General features: G+C 47.2%; 21 protein-coding genes. 7 read left to right on the forward strand and 14 right to left on the reverse strand.

Annotated elements, in window-relative coordinates; translation table 11 throughout:
- Positions 1 to 10: 10 nt before the first annotated feature.
- From BVG16_RS25875 to BVG16_RS25900, 6 genes are all read right to left on the reverse strand, one after another.
- Positions 11 to 1,120, reverse strand: coding sequence for a transglutaminase domain-containing protein (locus tag BVG16_RS25875; RefSeq protein ID WP_078502098.1), 1,110 nt, complete (start codon positions 1,118 to 1,120; stop codon positions 11 to 13).
- Positions 1,121 to 1,139: 19 nt separating this feature from the next.
- Positions 1,140 to 3,485 (reverse strand): YcdB/YcdC domain-containing protein, encoded by a 2,346-nt coding sequence (locus tag BVG16_RS25880; RefSeq protein WP_158081796.1) that lies wholly within the window; start codon positions 3,483 to 3,485, stop codon positions 1,140 to 1,142.
- Positions 3,486 to 3,605: 120 nt separating this feature from the next.
- Positions 3,606 to 4,511 carry an alpha/beta hydrolase gene (locus BVG16_RS25885; RefSeq protein ID WP_158081797.1) on the reverse strand — a complete coding sequence of 302 codons (906 nt, stop codon included), beginning with the start codon at positions 4,509 to 4,511 and terminating at the stop codon, positions 3,606 to 3,608.
- Between the two features lie 168 nt (positions 4,512 to 4,679).
- Positions 4,680 to 5,324 carry a bifunctional 4-hydroxy-2-oxoglutarate aldolase/2-dehydro-3-deoxy-phosphogluconate aldolase gene (locus BVG16_RS25890; protein WP_078502101.1) on the reverse strand — a complete coding sequence of 215 codons (645 nt, stop codon included), beginning with the start codon at positions 5,322 to 5,324 and terminating at the stop codon, positions 4,680 to 4,682.
- Between the two features lie 58 nt (positions 5,325 to 5,382).
- On the reverse strand, positions 5,383 to 5,709 hold the full coding sequence (locus tag BVG16_RS25895) for a YnfA family protein (RefSeq protein WP_078502102.1): 327 nt from the start codon (positions 5,707 to 5,709) through the stop codon (positions 5,383 to 5,385).
- A gap of 22 nt (positions 5,710 to 5,731) precedes the next feature.
- Positions 5,732 to 6,691: an ROK family protein gene (locus BVG16_RS25900; protein ID WP_078502103.1), complete on the reverse strand. Its 960-nt coding sequence runs from the start codon at positions 6,689 to 6,691 to the stop codon at positions 5,732 to 5,734.
- A 211-nt stretch (positions 6,692 to 6,902) separates the two neighbouring features.
- On the opposite strand from BVG16_RS25900, the gene BVG16_RS25905 reads away from it, so the two are divergent.
- From BVG16_RS25905 to BVG16_RS25920, 4 genes are all read left to right on the forward strand, one after another.
- On the forward strand, positions 6,903 to 7,100 hold the full coding sequence (locus BVG16_RS25905) for a hypothetical protein (RefSeq protein ID WP_078502104.1): 198 nt from the start codon (positions 6,903 to 6,905) through the stop codon (positions 7,098 to 7,100).
- An 84-nt stretch (positions 7,101 to 7,184) separates the two neighbouring features.
- Positions 7,185 to 7,421, forward strand: coding sequence for a hypothetical protein (locus BVG16_RS25910; RefSeq protein WP_078502105.1), 237 nt, complete (start codon positions 7,185 to 7,187; stop codon positions 7,419 to 7,421).
- 170 nt (positions 7,422 to 7,591) lie between these two features.
- The gene (locus tag BVG16_RS25915) at positions 7,592 to 8,806 is read left to right on the forward strand and encodes an MFS transporter (RefSeq protein WP_198957539.1); all 1,215 of its coding nucleotides are present in this window, start codon (positions 7,592 to 7,594) and stop codon (positions 8,804 to 8,806) included.
- A gap of 70 nt (positions 8,807 to 8,876) precedes the next feature.
- Entirely contained in the window at positions 8,877 to 9,224 is a 348-nt protein-coding gene (locus BVG16_RS25920) for an MmcQ/YjbR family DNA-binding protein (protein WP_078502106.1), read from the forward strand.
- Positions 9,225 to 9,303: 79 nt separating this feature from the next.
- Here the strand turns inward: BVG16_RS25920 and BVG16_RS25925 are convergent, their stop codons facing one another.
- Complete coding sequence (locus BVG16_RS25925; protein ID WP_078502107.1) at positions 9,304 to 10,488, reverse strand: hypothetical protein; 1,185 nt, start codon at positions 10,486 to 10,488, stop codon at positions 9,304 to 9,306.
- Positions 10,489 to 10,646: 158 nt separating this feature from the next.
- Positions 10,647 to 11,531, reverse strand: a complete 885-nt coding sequence (locus tag BVG16_RS25930) for an SDR family oxidoreductase (protein ID WP_078502108.1) — start codon at positions 11,529 to 11,531, stop codon at positions 10,647 to 10,649.
- 103 nt (positions 11,532 to 11,634) lie between these two features.
- On the opposite strand from BVG16_RS25930, the gene BVG16_RS25935 reads away from it, so the two are divergent.
- The gene (locus tag BVG16_RS25935; RefSeq protein ID WP_078502109.1) at positions 11,635 to 12,606 is read left to right on the forward strand and encodes a helix-turn-helix transcriptional regulator; all 972 of its coding nucleotides are present in this window, start codon (positions 11,635 to 11,637) and stop codon (positions 12,604 to 12,606) included.
- 40 nt (positions 12,607 to 12,646) lie between these two features.
- Here BVG16_RS25935 and BVG16_RS25940 read toward each other — a convergent pair whose 3' ends face one another.
- Together BVG16_RS25940 and BVG16_RS25945 are read right to left on the reverse strand one after the other, a co-directional pair.
- Positions 12,647 to 13,870, reverse strand: coding sequence for a hypothetical protein (locus BVG16_RS25940; RefSeq protein WP_078502110.1), 1,224 nt, complete (start codon positions 13,868 to 13,870; stop codon positions 12,647 to 12,649).
- 37 nt (positions 13,871 to 13,907) lie between these two features.
- The gene (locus tag BVG16_RS25945; RefSeq protein ID WP_078502111.1) at positions 13,908 to 14,597 is read right to left on the reverse strand and encodes an SOS response-associated peptidase; all 690 of its coding nucleotides are present in this window, start codon (positions 14,595 to 14,597) and stop codon (positions 13,908 to 13,910) included.
- Positions 14,598 to 14,732: 135 nt separating this feature from the next.
- Here BVG16_RS25945 and selD point away from each other — a divergent pair, with 135 nt between their 5' ends.
- Positions 14,733 to 15,782, forward strand: coding sequence for a selenide, water dikinase SelD (gene selD / locus BVG16_RS25950; protein ID WP_078502112.1), 1,050 nt, complete (start codon positions 14,733 to 14,735; stop codon positions 15,780 to 15,782).
- 14 nt (positions 15,783 to 15,796) lie between these two features.
- Complete coding sequence (gene mnmH / locus BVG16_RS25955; RefSeq protein ID WP_078502113.1) at positions 15,797 to 16,825, forward strand: tRNA 2-selenouridine(34) synthase MnmH; 1,029 nt, start codon at positions 15,797 to 15,799, stop codon at positions 16,823 to 16,825.
- A gap of 106 nt (positions 16,826 to 16,931) precedes the next feature.
- Here the strand turns inward: mnmH and BVG16_RS25960 are convergent, their stop codons facing one another.
- From BVG16_RS25960 to BVG16_RS25975, 4 genes are all read right to left on the reverse strand, one after another.
- On the reverse strand, positions 16,932 to 18,011 hold the full coding sequence (locus BVG16_RS25960; RefSeq protein ID WP_078502114.1) for a Gfo/Idh/MocA family protein: 1,080 nt from the start codon (positions 18,009 to 18,011) through the stop codon (positions 16,932 to 16,934).
- Positions 18,012 to 18,026: 15 nt separating this feature from the next.
- Positions 18,027 to 18,974, reverse strand: coding sequence for a helix-turn-helix transcriptional regulator (locus BVG16_RS25965; protein WP_078502115.1), 948 nt, complete (start codon positions 18,972 to 18,974; stop codon positions 18,027 to 18,029).
- A 35-nt stretch (positions 18,975 to 19,009) separates the two neighbouring features.
- The gene (locus BVG16_RS25970; RefSeq protein WP_078502116.1) at positions 19,010 to 20,011 is read right to left on the reverse strand and encodes a Gfo/Idh/MocA family protein; all 1,002 of its coding nucleotides are present in this window, start codon (positions 20,009 to 20,011) and stop codon (positions 19,010 to 19,012) included.
- A 191-nt stretch (positions 20,012 to 20,202) separates the two neighbouring features.
- Positions 20,203 to 21,183, reverse strand: a complete 981-nt coding sequence (locus tag BVG16_RS25975) for an alpha/beta hydrolase (protein WP_078502117.1) — start codon at positions 21,181 to 21,183, stop codon at positions 20,203 to 20,205.
- Between the last annotated feature and the right edge of the window lie 126 nt (positions 21,184 to 21,309).

Below are 21,309 nucleotides of genomic sequence, written 5' to 3' on the forward strand. Positions count from 1 at the left end.
TTATCATATCCTATCTGAATGTAATTTCTAGCAAGATGTCGCCCGTATTTTCAAAATCACGGTATGTGTATCGAATGCCTTGTATACCTGAAATCTTTTCAAGCGCTTTGCTAAGGTCCTCTTGTAGTGATGCTTTGCGTGTATATCGAACTTTCACAACGGTATCACCTGCTTTCATAGCTGACTTCAATCGATCTGCTAACTGATTAACTGAGGATACAATATTCTCCGAGCTTAGATAAATGTAATTTAAATCGGTTTCGAGTTGCGTATAGAAATCAAGCCGTGCCGTATCGCTTTTCTTCAGCGATTGTACGGTTACATCGTAATTTTGCGTTGCTGCAGGATACACCTTCGTCCATTGATGATCTACCTTTAGCTGCTTATCGGTACGTAAATAATAACTGTAGCTGACTTTCCCCTTTTGATCCGGAATCGGGTCATCCCATGTGGTATCTAAATGGTACCATTTTCCATCCAAATAGACGAGGTTCCAAGCATGCAGTTGCCCTCCTGCCGTGCCTTCTGCAATTCGATTTGTAATTCCGGCTTCCTTCAGCATTTTGTAAGTTAATAGTGCATACCCTTGGCACACGGTCGTTCCTTCCGTCAATCCTTGGTATGCAGTATCGTTCTTTAACGTGGTGTCGTAGGCTAAATGAAGCACTACCCAATCATGAATCGCCTTCACTTTCTCATGTGCATTCATCGTCGGCTTAATAATGGTTGGCAGGACACTTTTCACCGTACGTGTCACATACGCCGTCTGCTCCGTATTTTCGCGGTATTCCATATAAATCGTGATGCTGGAAGAGAGCATTGAACTTCGATATTGATAGGAATACTGGCGGACCATGAACTGAAGATAGGAATCGGTATCAATCGCTTCCTTCAAGGCGCTCTCAAGCTTTTCCTTTGATACGCTCCCCTTCAACGTAAACGTCATGACTGTCTCTCGATTTAACATGGATTCATAGATTTGCTTCGATAGAGCCTCCATCGAATTCACCTTCAACGTATCCACCGCCGCGGTAACAGGGTTATTAATCCATTCAACGCCGACAAAACATAATGCACATACGAGCAAAATTTTGACGACACGATTTCGAACTTTAGGCACGTTTCAACCTCCTTGCGTATTAACGTAAGATGATTTGATCCACCCGACCTTGTATTTCTGCGAGTTTAATGATCATCTTCGCCGCCTCTGCGCGAGTAACAGCGGCTTGTGGATGGAATTTACCGCCATCACTACTCATCATACCTAATTTTAGCATGAGTGCAACAGCGCCTTTGTTCTCAATCTCGGCTGTATCTTGTAATTGCGCCACTTCGGAGTCCTTTGATAGGTATTGGGATAGTTTGTCATATTGTAGTATATGACTAAGCATTTCCGCAAGTTGTTCACGCGTCAGCGTCCGTTCTGGTTGAAGGTCTCGGGTCGGATCCTTCTGCAGCCACCTCATCTCTATGAACATCGAAGCGCTCTGATAGTAGGGGCTATCCTTTGTCACATCTTTGAATACCGGCTTCGCTTCCGCGTCACGATTCGTAGAATAATAGGATTGTACGGCCTGCATGATCCACTGCATGAATTCACCATACTTTATCGCTTCATTCGGCTTCACGAGCCCTTCCTCATCCGGGCTGATAATCCGTAATTCCAACAATTTCTTCAACGCAGCTTCCTCAGGATTCCCGGTAATATCCTTCGCTTCGTTGATAACCAAATCGCTGGACCACCCGGTCACGAATTTGCCTGTATCCGTACGGATAACATATCGATCCTCGTTATTAAATTTAGGAATGTAGACGAGCCTTAACTCCGGCTTGATTTCTTTGGCGCTTCCCTCTGCCGCTTTTCCCGTAATACGAGAATAACGAAGCTCCGCTTGGAGGTGATCTAAATAGAGTTGACGCGCTTGTTCCTCTGTCATTTTCGGTGTACCTGCAGGAATGGATGCTTCGTCGATCGCTCTGCTACGAACCTCATAATGTTTCAAAGCTCCCGTTGGACTAATGACCACTTGCACATTGTTCATTTGAACAGGAATGCCGTGAATGAATTGTTGGTAGATAAAGGTATGGCCCTCTCTGTCCGCGTCGAACCCATCCGTCGTTAACAGCTTTAACGATTCCGCTGCATTCGGATACAGCTGATTGACCCACCAGTTCGCTTTCTTCTCGGCCGTATCGCGTGAAATGGCGGCAGGGTCTTGCTTCTTCGTTGTGTCGATCGGTTGGTACGCGTAACTGTATGGATAGCCTAGGGTAAGGATTTGTCCTGTCTTGACGTTCACTCTCGCTTCAAATCGATTGCTATAGGATGAAAAATCTTTCGAATCCCAGCTTAATTGCCAGACCTTCTGTGTGCGGTCCTGCCAGTCCGCTGTACTATTGCTTGCGAATCTTTCGTTCTCCTTCGGCGGCGTCAAAAGCTTTGTTACAAGCGACTTTGCCTCTTCCGCAGTCAACTCGTTACCTTGATGAGGTGTGAATGGCTTGGCAGTAGGCTCAAGCGGTTTATACGTCGATGTCGCCGGTTTGCTTGGCTGCCCGGTTACACTATCGATGAAGACACCTGTCTTGGCATCCAACACAGAACTAACCGACTTCCATTTCGGGCTATAACCTAAGTAATACTGCTTGATTTCTCCATTGGGGCTGTACTCTGGATAATAGGACAGTTCTAGATCCAGCGCATGGCCCATAGCCTTTTTGGCTTCATCCGCTTGCACTTTGGGTTGTGCCGAGGGATATGTAAGTTCGGATTGGGAACGCCCGTAGCTCTGCAGAACCCCGTTACTATCCAAGAGAACGGAAACAGAATTCTCGGAAGGCAATCCGTTAACAAGGATTTGATAGTTGAAAGAATAATAGCTAGGTCCAAACAAAGGAAGATTTTGTGTTCCACCGTAAAGTTCTTGTTCCTTCAACGTATTCTTATCGATATCAGGTGCAATTTTCCCTATCCATTGCAGCGCGACTTCCTTCGCCTGCGCCTCCGTCAGCTTCGGAGGATACTCGTACGTACGATTATTATAATCCTCAAATCCGCTGAGACTTACTTGCAGAACGTCACCCGTTATCGCATCAACCTCGCTGTTAAATCCAGAAGAGCCGTTTCCTGTTATATACCTCCACTGAATATTCCAGATCGCCTCATCCTGCGGAGGGTATACGTTAGGATTACCTAAGGTAACGCTTGCCACTTCCGCTTCTTTGAATTTCGGGAATAGCCCGATGATCTTGGCAACCGCTTGTTCTTTGGTAATCTTGGGTTCCATCTTAACCTTCGAGACCGCTTCCTCAGGTGCTCCTGCCTTTACCGCTTTTGTATCTGTGCTATATGCCCCAGATGTTGCCGTTGTTGTTGTTGTCGTATAATTTTCAGCTGCTGCTACTTGTTGCAGCAAACATAGGCTGAGGGTGGTCACCACCGCCGCCTTTTGTATGATCGCTCGGCGTATCTTTTTCCGTTTCAATGTCATCGCTCCTTCAACATGAGGAAATGTAAATATTCGAATCGATTTCCATATGTTGTTAAACGATACATTGGGCAAAAAGTTCCTCTTTTTTTCTTCAATCGATGAAAATAGGTCCAATTATCTAATGCCTTGCAAATGCCGTCGAAAAAAGGGCATCACATGCCCCCAGAAATGATGATCCTGCTCCGAGCAGCTATGGCCGTTGATATCTAGAAACACATGATCCACTGGAGTTTGCACATGGTCGATGATATACTGCAGTTCCGCAGGTGGAATAAATCTATCATGCCGCGAATGCACGAAGAAGACGGGGATTTGAGCGCCTCGGGCATTGGTATTCAACACATCGATCACATTCATTTTTCGATATGCCCGGTAATCCATGCGGGCCCGCAGAAACCAAATGAAGATCACCATATAAGCGAGCGGGAACATGGGAATATGTAGCCGACTGCATTCGGATTGGAGGACCGTCTTCAATCGAATCGGCATCGAGTCCGTTACAACGGCTTGAACTGGAAGGGTCTGATCCAACGCAAGGATCGTGCCCAAGCCTCCCAATGAATGACCAAGCACCCCAATCGCTTCTAGATCCACGTCAGATCGGCTTCGAATATAATGGACTGCGGAGATGAGGTCATCCCGGAACGTGTAAGAGGAGGATGCTGAGATATCTTCGCTATCTCCGTGGCAACGCACATCGAACAGGAAGACGGAGAACCCCGCTTCATGTAGGGGATCTACATAACGAAGCGAATACGCACGATTGGATCCCCATCCATGGACGATGATGATTGTCGGCGCTGCAGCTCTTTCCTTCAACTGAAGTTCGCGGCTGGGGATAAACCAGCCACAGCACCGCTTCTCGCCGCTCTGAAACCTTACATCTTCGTAATCGTGTTTGGGTAACTGATCATTTGGTCGCCGCAGGGGTGTCTGCGTCCGTACAGCGAGTATCCATACCAATACAAGAATAAGCAAAATCACAAGGACTATTACTTCCCACATCGCCACACTGTTCATCAGGGCCCTCCTGGATGCAAATTGATAAGTATCTACTCGTAGGGTTCCCAAAACATGAAAAAAAGACCGCGATAACATGCTCTAAGCTAAGCAATGTTATCACGGTCTGAACCTTACCAAAATCAATGGCTAACAACTCCATACTCTTCATCAGGTGAAATGTGAATGTTACCCTTTCGTTACGAAATCCCCTGCCACAGCCTCCACATAAGCGCGTGCATTTGCGGTCATCTGCGCATAATCCCCTCTTGCAAGGAGATCCGGGCGTACCAGCTTCGTCCCTAAACCGACAGCTGACGCACCGGCGCTAAAGGTATCCGCGATATTGTTCAAATCCACGCCCCCGGTTGCCATCATCGGAATATGATTCAACGGCGCACGAACTTCGCGCAAATAGGAAAGTCCAAGAAAACCCATGGGGAACAGCTTCACCAGCTTCGCTCCGGCACTCCATGCACGAACGATCTCCGTAGGTGTCATCACACCCGGCCAGACATCAATTCCGCGTTCCGCTCCATAAGCAATGACATCTTCATCTAAGTTCGGTGATATCAAAAATTGTGCACCGGCGGCAATCGCTTCTTGTGCCATGGATACGTTCAATACGGTACCTGCGCCAATATAAGCGATGCCGTCCCATTGTTCACGCCATCTTGAAATAATCGGCAATGCGCCATCGGTATTCATGGTAACTTCCATCAGTGAAATACCGCCATCCACCAACGCATGCGCAGCAGCATCTGCCTGCTGATCTGTAATGCCGCGAAAGATTGCGACTATTTTCTTCTCCAATAGAACTGAAGTAACATCCACGTTTTATCTTCCTCTCCTTCCCTATCGCCACCGTGACCCCTGATGTCACGCCTGCGGTTTATGACCGGGGCGCCCATAACATCACAGATACCCCTACGATACAGATCAACGCGCCGACCCAGTCGTATAAATCAGGTGTCTTGCGATCAACAAGCCAGCCCCAGAGCACAGCAAGAATAATAAATACCCCGCCGTAGGCCGCATAAACGCGACCGAACGAGGGGAATTTCTGCAGGGTTGGAATAATTCCATACGCAACAAGTATGGCGGCGCCGATAAATCCATACCAAGCAGGCTTGGCTTCCCGAAGCCACAACCATACCAAATATCCGCCGCCGATTTCAGCAAGCCCTGCGACGATGAACAACAAGATGGCAATCATCATACGGATTCAGACCTTACCTAATTTATTTATTTACGTTGCTATTCGCAAACGCTGCGCTGCCAATGACACCGCCATGATCAATGAGTTCACCAATCTTAATCGTGAGTCGTTCTAGATAACCCTTGTAAACCGAACGTTCCAGCACTTCACGCATTGGTTTCAACAAGCGATCGCCTGCAAGCGCGCCGCCGCCGCCAATCACGACGACATCCGGGCTGAATAAGCTGATGGAATACGCGAGACCCTTCCCTAACACTTTCCCGGTGTAGTTCATAATCTCATGCGCTAAGGCATCTCCCTCATCGTAAGCTTTGGAGACTTCCGCTGCTGTAAGTTCATCCCGTTCAAACACAGGGCGAAGCAAGCTGTCCCGACCCGCTTCAAGAGCCTCTCTTGCTTGGCGGGCAATTCCAGTTGCGGACACAACCGTCTCTAAGCATCCTGTTAATCCGCAGCCGCAAGGTGTTTTCTCGCCATCGATCGTGACATGACCCAATTCCCCTGCCATATAACCGCTTCCATAATAGAGTTCGCCGTTCGCTACGGTAGCTGCTGCCAGCCCGGTACCGATGGTCACGCCATGTACGACGCCTGCGCCTTGGCCTGCACCTTTCATCGCTTCGCCAAACACGTACATTTTCACATCATTATCTATAAATACAGGAATTCCGCCTAGCTTCTCACTAACGATCTGAGCAACAGGCAGATCACTCCAGCCCAAATTCGAATTAAAAATCACTTGTCCTTGCTTCGGATCCACGAATCCGGGAATACCCGCGCCTACGGCTTTTAACTGACTGCGGTCTACGCCTGCGCTTACTAGCAACTCATCAATCATAGACACAAGTTTGTTCAATACGTGGTCGCTGCCGAGATGGCGATCGGTTGGTTGTTTTAACGTTTTCAAGAGATTATATTCCAAATCTACTAGACCACAGACAATATTTGTTCCTCCGATATCTACACCCACTAAATAGCTCACAAAATTTCCTCCTGCTCCCTATAGGAATTGAATAATTTCAACTAACGACATTATAGCATAACCCTTTCTAGCAAATAGAAAATTCTTAATTTCGTCGTATTTTACTTCTATATTTTAAGGTAAAACTTGGTTGAATTCTATATAATACTACTGTGATGCTTGTCACAACTGAGTCCATCAGAAATTTACATATACGGAGGTTGTCATTCCGATGACTATTGTCGATATCAGCTCGATTAGCCCGTCTTTATTCATTACGATCGCTGTATTCTTACTGATCATTTGTCCGCTGCTTAGTCTCGGCGTACTCCGGCTTTTCCAAGAGCGGAAAAAAGCGGGACTCACGTACATTGTGACATCGATTGTAGGTTATATCCTCTTCACCATCGTTATCAATGTGTTCTTCTGAACGTATTGAAACTTCTTTTATTATGGATCGTAGGATAAGACATAACATCTTATCAAAGACGTGTTCCAATGAAGGAGGCGTAATATGATGACCGAACAACCGGATCAAGATATTACTGCAAAAAATTTCGCAAAAGGAATTGCGCTTGCATTCAAGGACTCGAGTATTTTTCGCGACGTTTCTAAAGAGAAGGATGATGCTCCTCCGATCGGCATGAAGCAAGTATTCAATCATCTTACTGGCAAGGAAACTTTAACCCCTGAACAGCAAGAACAATTCAAACAGGAATCCTTAAGTCGCCGGTTCTTGAATAATATGTAATGTCTAATCAGCAATAGGGACAACGAAACGCCACCCAGCTTGGCGTTTCGTTGTCCCTATTGTTATATTTTGGTGTACCTCAAGAGTAATCCCTCCACCCTCCAGTTGTGATTTCTATATGATTTCTCTATACTAGAAAGGTTGTGTATTTACAACTAGAGGAGGACATCATGGAAAGTAAATCTACCACCATGCAGTCCGCACGACTGCATTATTTCATTCTCATCAGTGTAATCATCGTCGCCGGTGCCAGCCAGGGCTTGCTTTTGCCGCTGCTCACCGTCATGCTGGAACATCAGGGCGTATCGTCCGATTTAAACGGCCTGAATGCTACGATGCTCTACATCGGGATTTTTTCTACATTATTTTTCATCGAAAAGTTACTTAAGCGACTTGGCTTCAAAAGATTGCTGGTGTACGCATTAACACTCATCACTTGCGTGCTGCTGCTTTTTCCCGTATTTAAAGGGATTTGGGTCTGGTTCGCTCTTCGTTTCTTAGTCGGAGTCGGGGACAGCGCGCTTCACTATGCTTCGCAGCTCTGGGTAATGACGACAAGTACGGAACAGAACCGCGGTCGCACCTTATCCTTCTATGGCATGAGCTATGGGATTGGGTTTAGTATCGGACCGTTAGGCATGAATCTGCTCCATTTCGGCGAATGGGCTCCGTTCGTTGCCATTGCATTGTTATGCTTAGTCGTGTTGGCAGCTGTCGTCTTCATCTTGCCGAACTACCAGGTTATGGGTGCGAAGAACGACGGCCCGGCCTTAGAGAAACGATATCTTCGCTCGTTCCAATGGGCATGGTTCGCATTGCTCCCTGCATTCTTGTATGGATATACCGAAGCCTCGATGAACAGCAGCTTCCCGATTTATGCACTGCGTATCGGACTGGATCAAGAATGGATTTCGTTCTTGCTGCCGTTCTTTGGGATTGGCGGATTGATTCTTCAATTGCCGCTTGGCATGTTAAGTGACCGTATTGGACGTAAAAAAGTACTTATGGGCGCAGGCCTATTGGGCGGAATCGCTTTTCTCGTTCTTCCCGTGTTCGGTGCCAATGCATGGGCAATACTCGTCTTATTCATGGTCGCTGGAGGCATGCTGGGTTCATTCTATTCCTTAGGTTTGGCCTTTGCCGCTGACGTATTGCCGAGAGCATATTTGCCTTCAGCGAACGTCGTAGCGACGTTTATCTTCAGTATCGGAAGTATCGTTGCTCCGAACCTCGCGGGTCTAGGCATGCAGCATATTTCAATTTCATCAATGTTCTGGCTGCTCGGCGCCTTCTTCATCGCGTTTTCCTTCTTGGGTGTGTTCTACAAACGCAGTTGTCGCGTGGAACCCATCCAAGCAGAGGCTGCTATATCTGAGCCTATGTGATCGCTATTGATTTCTGCATTGAAAATCACTATGCTAAATTCAAAAAGGTAGACGGAGAGGTTGATGTACGATGCAAAAATGGGTAGATTACTGCCTTACGAAGCCGGGGACAAGCTTGACTTATCCGTTCGGTGTCGAGGTTCAGGTATTCAAAGTCGGTACCAAAATGTTCGCTTTGATGCCTTCGGACGTGCCTGCATCGAACATTAGCTTGAAGTGCGATCCCATGCGCGCCGCCTCCCTACGGGAGCAATATGCTGAAATTCAACCCGGATATCATCTGAACAAAAAACACTGGAACACCGTGCAATTGCATGGGGATTTAACGGACGAGGAGATACGGATGCTCATTGACCATTCCTATGAACTGGTCTTTAAGGGATTAACAAAAGCAGAAAAAACCGAAATTGCTCGTTAAGGCACATCCAATTTTCATAAGCACGTAAAAAGCGAACCACAACATCAGACGTTGGGTTCGCTTTTGTTTTTTCGCATCATTAGCGTTTCGAAGAAATCGTCACGTCACCATACCCCAAAGATTTCAAATGCCCTCGCGTCATAAATAAGTGCCCATCGATAATCTGGCTGTTTGACGGAGCAAGCTCTACACGATGCGTATCTGTCTTGATACCATAACGGTATTTGCCAGCTCTCAAATCCTTTCCTTGAATCGTCCAGTGGAGCGCGTCCGCAAGCTGCATCACCGGAATCCAGAGCGTACCCTCCTTCTTCAACAAGTACGGTACATCCACTTTCTTGCCATCGATTTGCACGGTATGCAGATGATCGCTGACCAGATCAATGGACTTCACAGGCAGCTTCATGACATCTAACTGTGGGTCCAGCTTCGGCAGCTTATCGTACTCTTTCCACATCTGATTATAGAATGAGAATGAATCCCGCTCTTTCGCGTCCGTTAGCAGACGGGATTTCTTGGTACGGAAATCATACACCTTCTCCTGCCGCGACGGTTCATTGTTGACATACAACATGGCATGATGACTTGAACTGTATCCAGTTAAGGTCCCATACATCAGAAATTCAAATTTGTTCGTCGCAGGGGTATACATCACAATTTCGTTCTGTTGTGATTTCTCACTATATCGGCTCATTAATAATCGGCTGTCCGGCAGCCATTCCGCGTGAATGTAGGCGGGGCTGGAGAACCGTTCTTCGATGTCTCCGGTTGCCGTGTTTTTGAACCAATAACTGTTCAGTTTCGTATACGTTGGAGTAAAACTGATTTGACTCACATAGGACCAAGTCCCGTCTGGCGAGTAGTTGTAATTCGCACCTTCATGGACGGTCTCGTTCTTTACATCCAGGTAAGACATCTGCATGTTACTTTCATCAATACGTCTCGTGTATTCGACACTCACGGAGGGAGCTGTTCGCTCACCGCCATAAATACCGCTAAACCCATCTTCCCACCGCAGCAGCTTTCCATCCTTCGTCCGTTCTACGATCGTTCTCCAATATTCTTCCCCTTGTTGTCCGCCAACATTGTAGTAAACACTGCCGTTTAACGGATTCACATAGCGGACGGATTGAAAATCGATCTTGGATTGTACCTGTCCCACCGTCTCCTTCGTGGATTGCGGCTCGACCGCGGCATAAGCTGGCACACTTGTCATCAGGATGATGGCGCTGAGTGCCGTTACCACTGATAATTTCCATTTCATAGCATGATTCACCTTTCTCGACCCCTTCACTTCTAACTGTATCTTTGACGCTAGGCTAGCCAGAAAAGTTGCTATATTGTGGAAAACTAAATACCTTATGTTCGTGAATTGTCTTAATCACATCAAAGGCCTGCCCTTTCTAGACAGGCCTTTCCTCGTCAACTCGGGAAATGCTCCGCGAAATAACGTCCCCAGTGCGGCTGGGAATCATCGGCGTCCTTAAACCCGTACTCATCGGATAATCCCCACGTACTAAAGGCTCCACCGGTCTTCTCACTTACTTGTGGATCACTCGCTAAGGCAACCACAGCTTGACCGATATAATATGGCGTTTCCGAGGCAATAAAGTGGGGATCGATCTTCGCTGCGTCCTGCCAATTCGCCTCACTCACCCCAAAGTGATCAAGCATTGCTTCCGAACGCAGGAATCCAGGAGTTAGGGCAACCGCTGTCACGCCGTGTGTTCTCAGATCTTCTGCCATGCCTTTGGCCAGATGAATGACCGAAGTCTTCGCCAGATTGTAATAGAGCTGACCCCGATAGCTATAATCGACGCCATCTGTAATTTCAATAATAAGTCCTGTCCGATTGGCAATCATCAAGGGAGCAGCATAATAACTGGTTATGATATGCGAATGTACCGCACGTTCCTGCATCAGCCATCCATTCGACAGCGAATGTTCCCAGAACGGCTTCGTCCATTCACACAGCGGATCCCCGCCCCATACATCATTCACTAGAATATCCAATCGTCCCTGCTGCTCTTGCCGAATCCGCTCGAACAGTTCCCGCACCTCGGACTCGACCGTATGATCCACACGAACCGGGATCCCCACGCCACCGTTCGTATGAATGATGTCCACAGTATCTTCAATCGTCTCCTTGCGATTCATATCCGAGGCCTGCCCTCGCACACTCCGACCTGTAACATATACGGTTGCTCCCGCTGCGCCAAGCGCAACGGCGATACCGCGCCCTGCACCGCGTGTTCCTCCTGCTACAACAGCAATTTTACCTTCTAACGAACGTACAGAATTTGTCATGTTCCAACCACCTTACTTCTTTTAATAAATGTAGTGTATCATTAGAATCATGACAACTACTGTCATATATCACAGTAAATTTTCGAAAAGGGAGTGCCTTGGCATGCGCGGCGATCGATTACTCTCCATTTTATTATCGCTTCAAAGTTATGGAAAAATGACAACCTCGGCGTTAGCAGAACAACTGGAAGTGTCCGAACGGACGATTCATCGAGATATGGAGGCTCTAAGTGTGGCTGGCGTACCTGTTTATGCAGAGCGGGGAAACACAGGAGGATGGCGACTAGCAGAAGGTTATCGAACCAACCTGACAGGATTGCATAAAGATGAGCTCCAATCGCTGCTGCTCGCACACCCTTCGCAAGTCTTATCCGATCTGGGATTACATAAAGACTATGAAAACGCATGGACGAAATTGCTGGCTTCCGTACCTGCTGCCATACGTTCTGACGCAGAGATTGTCAGGGAACGCATTCATATTGATGGCGTAAGCTGGCATGCAACCCACGAGAGCAATGATTGGCTTCCGATCATTCAAGATGCAGTCTGGGAAGCGCATCAATTAAGAATTCATTATCCTTCTTCAGGGGTGTCGTCAGATCAAGGCGAACGAATCATTGAGCCCTTAGGTCTTGTTGCCAAAGGAAGCGTCTGGTATGTCGTCGCTCGCCACAACCTTCAATACCGCACCTACCGAATCTCTCGCATTCAACATCTGGAACGAACAGGGCAATCCTTCATCCGTCCAGATTCATTTCAACTCCAGTCCTATTGGGAGCAATCGATGAAGCAATTTAAAGAGAGCCTTCCCCGTTATGAAGCGCTGTTACGTATTCACGTTTCCATATTAAACACACTGCAGCATGCAAGATATGCGAGCATACTGTCACGAATGGCAGATGAACAAGATCCAGAATGGATGATCCTGCGTATTCAGTTCGATACCCTTGAATCGGCTTGTTCCTACCTTCTCAGTTATGGCCCGCATGCCGTTGTGCTTGAGCCGCAGGAGCTTCGTACGAACGTTATTGAACAAGCAGCGTCGCTGTTGAAGTTATATCAAGTAAAAAGCTAGATAAATGCGATCTGATCGCCTCACCTAGCTTTCATCCATGTTATGATTTGATTGGACTAAGAACGGGATCAGACATCATCGCCGCGAGAATATCTTGTGCGGAGGCTGGTAATATCTTCTTCAAGTTCATGTATTGGGACTGTACATTGGGATTCCAGCCATCGTAATGACTATACCTTAGCGTATTCGCTAACCTCGTCAACGTCTGGCCCCACACCTCCGTGGTCATGCCGGATGGTGTCCCTACTCTTTTGAACAAAGCAATATATTTCCCAACATACGCCTCTTTCGATGTTTCACTGCCATCAAACAGGTATGAAATCCGTTGGGTCATGGTCTTCAGCGGACGTTCCTTTGTATCCCCGAACAAGGTGGATAGGCCTGTATCCTGATACGATATTACAATATCATAGGAAGCGGCTGTGATCCGCGGATCTGTGAAATCAATCAGAAATTGATGATAGGGTCCCTGTCCATCCAATTCTCGTAAGCGAATGCCATTCTTAACTCCCTGCTCCTTGGTATATGGTGATCGCACAAGATAAGCTTCTTCCACCTTCCCAGTAAATCCCACCATAGCAACATGATCTTGCGAGGCATAGAATTCATGTTTGGCAACCGTAATCGATGGAAACCACTGGTTCCAGGTCGAAGGATATAACGAGAAACCCAGGATGAATATGAGCATACTCACAATGTATATCCACATGCCTTTGACAGGATGGGGATGTGTGGATACTTTGGGAACAATCACATAATAGGCAGTAATGATGAACAACAGCACCAATAATAGAATCCCATAACTTACGATAGATCCTTCATTGGGATGTAAAAGATATACAATCACCATAGGCATGATGAACCCTAATAGAACACATAACACACCATATCGTAATACCTGATGATAGGACTCTTTCACTTGGGTCAGGGCGTATCGGGTATCTTGGATGAAATAGAGCATAACATGGAGGAGATATAACGCGATCGGAATCATCATCGAACACACTACGCCTTTGATTACATACACAGCGATATTCCATGATACATTCCAATCCATCAGATGTTCTTCAAAGATATTCCGTTCTAATTCACTCGCAAAGTTAAACATATAAATTAAAGCCGTGACAATTAGCCCAATCATCATCGTGTGGCGAAGGTTGATTGAATCTGCAGGTGTTGCGCCTTCATCCTGCCGTATCCCCTTCGAGGTCTGATATTGGCGACCAAATTTAGCCATCCGAGATAGGGGTTTTTCTTTTTCCAATGACCGCATCCTCCTTCCGGACAAGTCTTTGTCTTGATCATACCTGCAATGGTTCTACCTTGGCAATACAATCTGCGGTATCATTCTTCACTTGCCCTACGATGTTCGATACGGGATAGCGTTTCATCTCTTGTTCTGGATAGGGCTTCAACAGCGATAACAGCAAGCCTGCATCCGTATTCTGACGATCCAGCCAGACCGCTTCATCCTCTTGCTTCAAGATTACAGGCATCCGGTCATGGACATCCGATACGAGGTCATTCGGCGTTGTCGTAATGATCGTGAACGTACTGACCTTCTCGCCATCGTCGGGATTCACCCAGCTATCATATAAGCCTGCCATACTGAAAATTCGCTCGTCTTCCATCAGGAACCGCATCGGCTGCTTCGTCTTGCCACCGAAACTCTTCCACTCATAGAACGAATCCGCAGGAATGATGCATCGCTTGCGATAGACCAGATTTCGGAATGAGGGTTTCTCCAGGAGCGTTTCGGATTTGGCATTAATCATACGTCCTGCCATGCTCTGATCCTTCGCCCAGTTCGGTACCAACCCCCAACGCAGCGGTCCAAGACGATTGCGGCTTCCATCGTTAATAATTGCCGGCACGACCTGCATCGGAGCCACATTGTAGCGTGGTTGATAGAAAGGGCTATTCGTTTCTTCAATAAAATATCGGACGACTAATTCCTCATAAGTCATCGTAACGGTATAACGTCCGCACATGGAAATCCCTCCTTTTTCGTAAAAAAAGATAACGATATTTTATCGATAGATTAGATATTAAAAGGCCAAATCGGTTATCATGGAAGAATAGCTTGTCTTATCGTGATCGAACAAATTTGAAAGGGGAACACGGATATGTCTACAACAAATAACATTAAACTTACCTCATACTCATCCAAAGGCGGCTGCGGCTGCAAAATTGGTCCCGCAGATCTTTCGCAAGTCATTCGGACTCTCCCGCCAACCCTACCTAACCCTAATCTTCTTGTCGGCATCCATACGAGCGACGATGCCGGTGTCTATAAACTAACAGACGACATCGCGATGGTGCAGACCGTAGACTTCTTCACGCCGATTGTAGATGATCCTTATGCATTCGGTCAAATCGCTGCAGCCAATGCGATCAGCGACATCTATGCCATGGGCGGTAAACCCTTAACGGCGCTTAATATTGTAGCCTTTCCGATTCATACGCTCGACAAACAAATCCTCGGCGATATTTTGCGCGGTGCCGGAGATAAAATGGCCGAAGCCGGGGTTACCCTTGTTGGCGGACATTCCATTGACGACAAAGAGCCGAAATTCGGACTTGCTGTGACAGGGCTTGTACATCCCGATAAAATACGCACCAATGCAGGTGCACAACCAGGGGATAAGCTTATTCTAACAAAACCAATCGGTGTCGGCATCCTCACGACATCCATTAAGAAGGAGCAATTGAGTGAAGCTGAAATTCTGCGCGTTACGGAAGTTATGGCTACTTTGAACAAAACGGCAGCTGAGACCATGGAGCCTTACGATGTGCATGCTTGCACGGATGTGACCGGCTTTGGATTAATGGGACATTCACTTGAAATGGCCAAAGGCAGCAACGTGGGATTGCGCGTCTATGCGGATCAAGTACCTGTATTGCCGCGTGTACGAGAGCTTGCTGAGAACGGATTTGTTCCGGGCGGAACCAAGAATAACTTTGCCCACGTGTCTGAGTCAATTACGTTCCCTGCCGAATTGGACCAAATCGGCCAATGGATTTTATGTGATGCGGTAACATCAGGCGGATTACTGATCTCTGTGGCCGGGGAACAAGCGGACGATCTCCTAACGAAGCTGATATCTGCCGGTGTCGAAGCCAGCATCATTGGTGAGGCAACTGCGAATGAACCAGGTCGAATCGTCGTACTGTAAAGGGGTCGAATACCGTGTTTCAAGATATAACCATCGAAGAATTACTGGCTCGCAAAAATACCAAAGATCTCACCATCATTGATGTACGTTCACCTTCCGAGTATCTCGACGGAACGATTCCGGGAAGCTTGAATATCCCGATCTTCGATGACGAGGAGCGCGCGGAGATTGGAACAACCTATAAGCAGGTGAGTGTGGAAGCAGCGAAAGAACGCGGATTAGAAATTGTCTCTGCGAAGCTTCCCGCATTTATTAAGGCATTTTCGCTCATTTCGGGTCCGAAGGCGGTCTTCTGCTGGCGAGGAGGCATGCGCAGCCGAACCACGGCTACCGTACTCTCCTTAATGGATATTCATGCCTACCGACTCGCCGGCGGGATTCGTTCCTATCGGCAATGGGTCGTCCATACGCTTGAGTCGATTGACTTCAAACCTCCTGCGATGATCTTGAACGGGCATACAGGTACCGGCAAGACGGCAATATTGCGACGTCTGCAATCCGAAGGGTATCCTATACTGGATCTGGAGTACATGGCAGACCACCGAGGCTCCATCTTCGGTCACGTCGGACAACGAACGAACAATCAGAAGACCTTTGAAGCTTTACTACTCGAGCAACTATTGAAGTTGCAGGACGCGCCATTCATCGTCATGGAAGGCGAGAGCAAACGAATTGGCAAGGCCGTCCTTCCTCGCTTTATGGTCGAGAAGAAAGAAGCTGGTACTCAAATTTTCATAGAACTCCCCATCGAAGAACGAGTTCGTCATATCTTAGAAGATTACCAGCCCGCAGCACATAAAGGCGAGATCCTTCACGCCTTCAAACGTATTAAAACTCGGATTCATACCCCGATTGCCAAGGAGATTGAAGCAAATTTACTCATCGGACATTACGATCGTGCAGTAAGGCTGCTGCTGGAGCACTACTATGATCCTAGATATGAGCATGCGATGAGTCAATACGAGAAGGAATCCCACTTCATCCAAGCTCAGACGATCGATGAAGCGGTAGATGCCGTGAAGCGAATTCTTCCTGGGCGATGAGAAAAACTCCTATCGGAGTATTTCGAGCTATACTTTCTGACGTGGTTAACGAAGAACAAAAAGCGATCGCCTTCACGGCAGATCGCTTTTTGTCAGTCCTTCGATATTAATCCACTTGGATTTCGACTTCACGTTTGGTTAACGATGAACGTAAAATTCCATCAAGTATGGCTTGATTGCGCAGAATCTGTTCGCCTGGAATCGGAGCTGTCGTCCCTTCGCGAAGGGCGCGTACAAAATCTTTAATCTTCTCTTCAAAGACATTTAGCTGATGGTGAACCAGTGGGATAGAGCTCTCCGTATGGTGCCCCTGAATATCATGGAACATGGAAATGGAGCCAACACGACCATCCCATACCCCACTCCATGGACCTGTACCTGCCGGTGTCACTTTGAGCCCTGCGTCTGTTCCGAGGAACATCGTTGCCCCCAATGTATCCATATGCATCGCCCAAGAGGTCTTGAAGTTCAATACCAAATCCCCTTCAAAACGAATGATTGCGACACCGAAGTCCTCCACATCGAATTTACTCGACTCCCCGTGGTATTTCGGGTTTGTACCGAAATAATTGGATGTGTACGCCGATACGGTAAGCGGCTTTGGATAACCCAATGTATTAAGTGCAAGATCTAACGAATAGCAGCCGATATCTGCCATCGCGCCGGCCCCTGCGATGTCCTGACGGATAAAGGTTCCTCCCGGCATGCCGCGGCGTCGCCCGCCGCCTGTCTCCACATAGTAGACTTTGCCGAGTTGTCCGGATTGAACCAAGTCTTTAATCATGCCCATATTCGGGTCGTATCGAGGTTGAAAGCCTACATTCAGCATGTTGCCCGTTTCTTTGGACGCCCGCACCATCTCCGCTGCTTCCTCTAAGGTAACGGACATCGGTTTCTCTAACATGACATGTTTACCGGCACGCAGTGCATCAACCGTTGTCTGATAATGCGCTACATTCGGGGTGCAGATACTCACGCCGTCTAAATCCAATTCCAGAAGGCGGCGGTGATCATCAAATCCAACCGCATCCTTTAGCCCCCAGCGTTCAATGAATTGATCGGCTCTGCCGGGCAGAATATCCGCAACCCCTACAATTTGAACATCCTCGATGTTTTTATAAGCCCGTGCATGCTCTCCAGCAATGCCGCCGCTTCCAATGATACCGATCCGAAACATTCTTCCCATCCGTTTGTTATCCTCCTAAGATTTAACATTCGTTCTTCGATATTCCGAAGGTGTAAAGCCATAACGCTTCCGAAACACCGTGTGTAGGTAGCTTCCGTTCGAGAAGCCCTCTTGGATGGCAATTTTATCGATCGGCCATTTTGTCTCTACGAGTCTGCGGCACACCGCTTCCAGACGTACGTCTTCTAGAATCTCGCTAAAGGAACGACCTTCTCCTTGTTCTTTCAAAATACGCTGCAGTTGTCTGGAACTAATGCGCAGCTTATCTGCCACATCGTCCAGTACGACCTCGCTGCTGGAATTGGCATGGATATACTCAAGTGCCAGCTGATAACGATATGCCTTCATATCCCTCGAAGGCAGATCCGTTTCCATCGGATTCGACTCATACGATCGAACTGCGCGCAGCAGAATTTGAACAATCGTCTGCTTAATGGTCGTATATAACCCGATATATTTTTGCTGAGAAGCTTGATATGCCTCTAAGAAGCAGGGCATCGCCCGATGGACATCCATCGTCGGCTTCAACGGAAGGCTCTTGAGCTTCTCGATGCAATCCTGTGCTTCCGCGATCTCCCAAGGGTCCGCATACGGGCGGTGTCCCTCTTGTTCTTCCTCTGTTGCACCCAGATCAATAATATCGATGTGTAAACACAATTCCTCCATCGACTCTACGGGATCTGCTTCTTGGTAATGAACCACATTCGGTCCGGTTAAATAGAACATTCCCTCACGCAGGTGATACGGCTCATCGATCAGAATCACCATACCTTTCCCACGGGGAATAAAATGAAACTCAAATTCAGCATGCTTATGGAAGGATACGACTTTGCCCGGGGGAAAAGAAGTAAGATGACAACGAAGCACCCGAATTTCATAATTCCCCCAATAGACGCGCAAATCCAGACGCTCTAATGCATCTTGCTTATCCAGCATGACTTCATAGGGAAAACCGTTCATGATTACCTCGTTCCTTCACGCTTCCCAATACAACGGTATTAGGATTGCAATTCATCCAATCGAACCGCGCGATGTTCACGGGCCGACGTATTCGCCGCTTCCATGAGCTTCGTCAATTCAATGGCAAGTGCAATATTCTCATCTGCCGATGTATCTTGTTCAATATGGCTAATCCATTGATGGAAGGCACTCTCACGGTTATCTGGCAGTGGCACCTCGACCCATTCCGTGGAATACTTCTCTTCTTGCGATGTACGAAGAAGCATCTTATTGTCAGGTGTGCCGAATAGAATCGTTCCGTCCGTGCCATGAACTTCGACCGTAAACGGCGAGAAGTTGTTCACGAAGCCTGCTTCTACAATGCCCACGGCGCCAGACGCCGTTGACAGCATGGCAACCGCATTGTCTTCAACTTCTTTGCCTGTTACATACCCGAACTGCGCATTGACTTCGACAGGTTCTTCGCCTAAGAAGAGACGTGTCAAGTACATCGGATGGCATCCAAGGTCAATAAGCGCGCCGCCGCGGCACTCTTCCAAGCTGTAGAAATGCTCCGGCAGCCACCCCGCTGTCGCTCCATTATGGGATAGACGCACACGAACGAGTGTTATTTTACCTAATAAGCCTTGATCCAATATATTGCGAATAGCTAATGTGTAGCCATCATTTAATCGTGGAAGGGAGACGGTCAGCTTCACATTGTTCTGATCTACGGCACGGATAATGTCCGTAACTTCTTGTAACGTAGCAGCAATGACTTTCTCGGTGAAAATATGCTTTCCGGCTTGCGCAGCTGCAATCATGACCTCTCGGTGCATCGAAGTAGGCGCATCTACGATCACCGCATCGATATCATCACGCTGCAGCATTTCATCTAAAGATGCGTGGAAGGTAACCCCTTGTTTCTCCGCTGCTTCCTTACCCCGTTCTGGATTCTCATCCCATACCGCTACAATTTCTGCCTCTGGATGTTCTTGGGCTTGTTTGGTGTAATCCCATGCGTGTACATGCCAATAACTAATTTTGCCGATTCTAATCATGATTCAGCTCACCTCTATGTTTAATATTAAGACATCCTGCCATTAATCTATCACATGATTCCAAGAGAATACAGTATAATATTGCGACAACACTATTTAATATTACGACATGATTTAATTAATCCGAGCAATAAAAAAAGCAACCCCTTCTCATTTCAGAAGGAGCTGCAACATTTCCGTTCAGCCTAGGTTTACGCCGTCATAAATAGATTCGTAAAATCCCATATCTTATTCCAATAGACATCGCCTGCTTTGTGGGCTTCCCCGTGACCTGCTCCTTCAATAATAAGCAAATCCTTCTCCACTGTGGCAGCCTCGTATACTTCATGCACCATTTCGTAAGGCACGAACGTATCGGCATCCCCATGAATGAACAATATCGGTGTTTTGCTCTTCGCTACTTGCTTCACAGCCGAAGCCTCGCCAAAGCTGTATCCTGCGCGAATTTGCGTTACCACATCGGCTGCATTTAGAATCGGGAACGATGGCAAATGGAATATCCGTTTTAATTGGTAGCTAAATTCATCCTTCGCTGACGTGTAGCCGCAGTCTTCCACGATCGCTTTGACATTCGCAGGAAGATCTTCGCCAGATGTCATCATAACCGTGGCACCCCCCATCGATACCCCGTACAATACAATTTCAGCATCTGAATTCTCACGGACAATGCCGTTAATCCAATCGACGATATCTTTGCGATCATGCCAGCCCATCCCGATATAATCCCCTTCACTTTCCCCGTGTCCCCGTAAATCTACTGCAAGAACGTTATACCCCTGAGCACGGAACTCTTTCGCCGCAAATCCATTTTGCTTCGCCCAACCCATATATCCATGAACGATAATCACCCACTTGTTCGACGGTTTCTCCTGTAGATATTCATAACCGCGTAAGTTCAGACCATCGTAGGAAGTTAAGCTTACGTCCTTATGCGGTGTATTCTCCATCCAAGCCGCATCAGCTTCCCGTTCCGCATCTGCCTCGGCTTGCTCATCCATCGCCGCGGCTTGCTCCGAATCTCCCAAATCCAGATTATTCTGCAAAAATGCACGATCTGCATGTGGATTTAGAGCGATATTATAGAAATAATTGCCTGCAAAGGCTAATCCTCCGAATACGATTATAATCAGACCAAGGATCGAAAAGCTTATGATTTTTGTTCTTCTGCGCATCGAAACACCCCCATCTAGATAAATGATAGCGGGTTATTATTAGTTTGTCTAAAGGTTTTCATTGGAAGGCATTCGTGTGATTTTATTCATTGAAACGACATTGTTCTTCTGCTTGAAAAGCGTTTA

The sequence above is a fragment of the Paenibacillus selenitireducens genome (genome assembly GCF_002021565.1).
GTDB classification, from domain to species: domain Bacteria; phylum Bacillota; class Bacilli; order Paenibacillales; family Paenibacillaceae; genus Paenibacillus_K; species Paenibacillus_K selenitireducens.

What these genes read in the sequence shown, in the direction of transcription:
- BVG16_RS25885 (WP_158081797.1), bottom strand. Translation starts at nt 4,511, where the DNA reads ATGAACAGTGTGGCGATGTGGGAAGTAATAGTCCTTGTGATTTTGCTT.
- BVG16_RS25895 (WP_078502102.1), bottom strand. Translation starts at nt 5,709, where the DNA reads ATGATGATTGCCATCTTGTTGTTCATCGTCGCAGGGCTTGCTGAAATC.
- BVG16_RS25905 (WP_078502104.1), top strand. Translation starts at nt 6,903, where the DNA reads ATGACTATTGTCGATATCAGCTCGATTAGCCCGTCTTTATTCATTACG.
- BVG16_RS25975 (WP_078502117.1), bottom strand. Translation starts at nt 21,183, where the DNA reads ATGCGCAGAAGAACAAAAATCATAAGCTTTTCGATCCTTGGTCTGATT.
- selD (WP_078502112.1), top strand. Translation starts at nt 14,733, where the DNA reads ATGTCTACAACAAATAACATTAAACTTACCTCATACTCATCCAAAGGC.
- BVG16_RS25910 (WP_078502105.1), top strand. Translation starts at nt 7,185, where the DNA reads ATGATGACCGAACAACCGGATCAAGATATTACTGCAAAAAATTTCGCA.
- BVG16_RS25920 (WP_078502106.1), top strand. Translation starts at nt 8,877, where the DNA reads ATGCAAAAATGGGTAGATTACTGCCTTACGAAGCCGGGGACAAGCTTG.
- BVG16_RS25960 (WP_078502114.1), bottom strand. Translation starts at nt 18,011, where the DNA reads ATGGGAAGAATGTTTCGGATCGGTATCATTGGAAGCGGCGGCATTGCT.
- BVG16_RS25970 (WP_078502116.1), bottom strand. Translation starts at nt 20,011, where the DNA reads ATGATTAGAATCGGCAAAATTAGTTATTGGCATGTACACGCATGGGAT.
- BVG16_RS25945 (WP_078502111.1), bottom strand. Translation starts at nt 14,597, where the DNA reads ATGTGCGGACGTTATACCGTTACGATGACTTATGAGGAATTAGTCGTC.
- BVG16_RS25930 (WP_078502108.1), bottom strand. Translation starts at nt 11,531, where the DNA reads ATGACAAATTCTGTACGTTCGTTAGAAGGTAAAATTGCTGTTGTAGCA.
- BVG16_RS25935 (WP_078502109.1), top strand. Translation starts at nt 11,635, where the DNA reads ATGCGCGGCGATCGATTACTCTCCATTTTATTATCGCTTCAAAGTTAT.
- BVG16_RS25915 (WP_198957539.1), top strand. Translation starts at nt 7,592, where the DNA reads ATGGAAAGTAAATCTACCACCATGCAGTCCGCACGACTGCATTATTTC.
- BVG16_RS25925 (WP_078502107.1), bottom strand. Translation starts at nt 10,488, where the DNA reads ATGAAATGGAAATTATCAGTGGTAACGGCACTCAGCGCCATCATCCTG.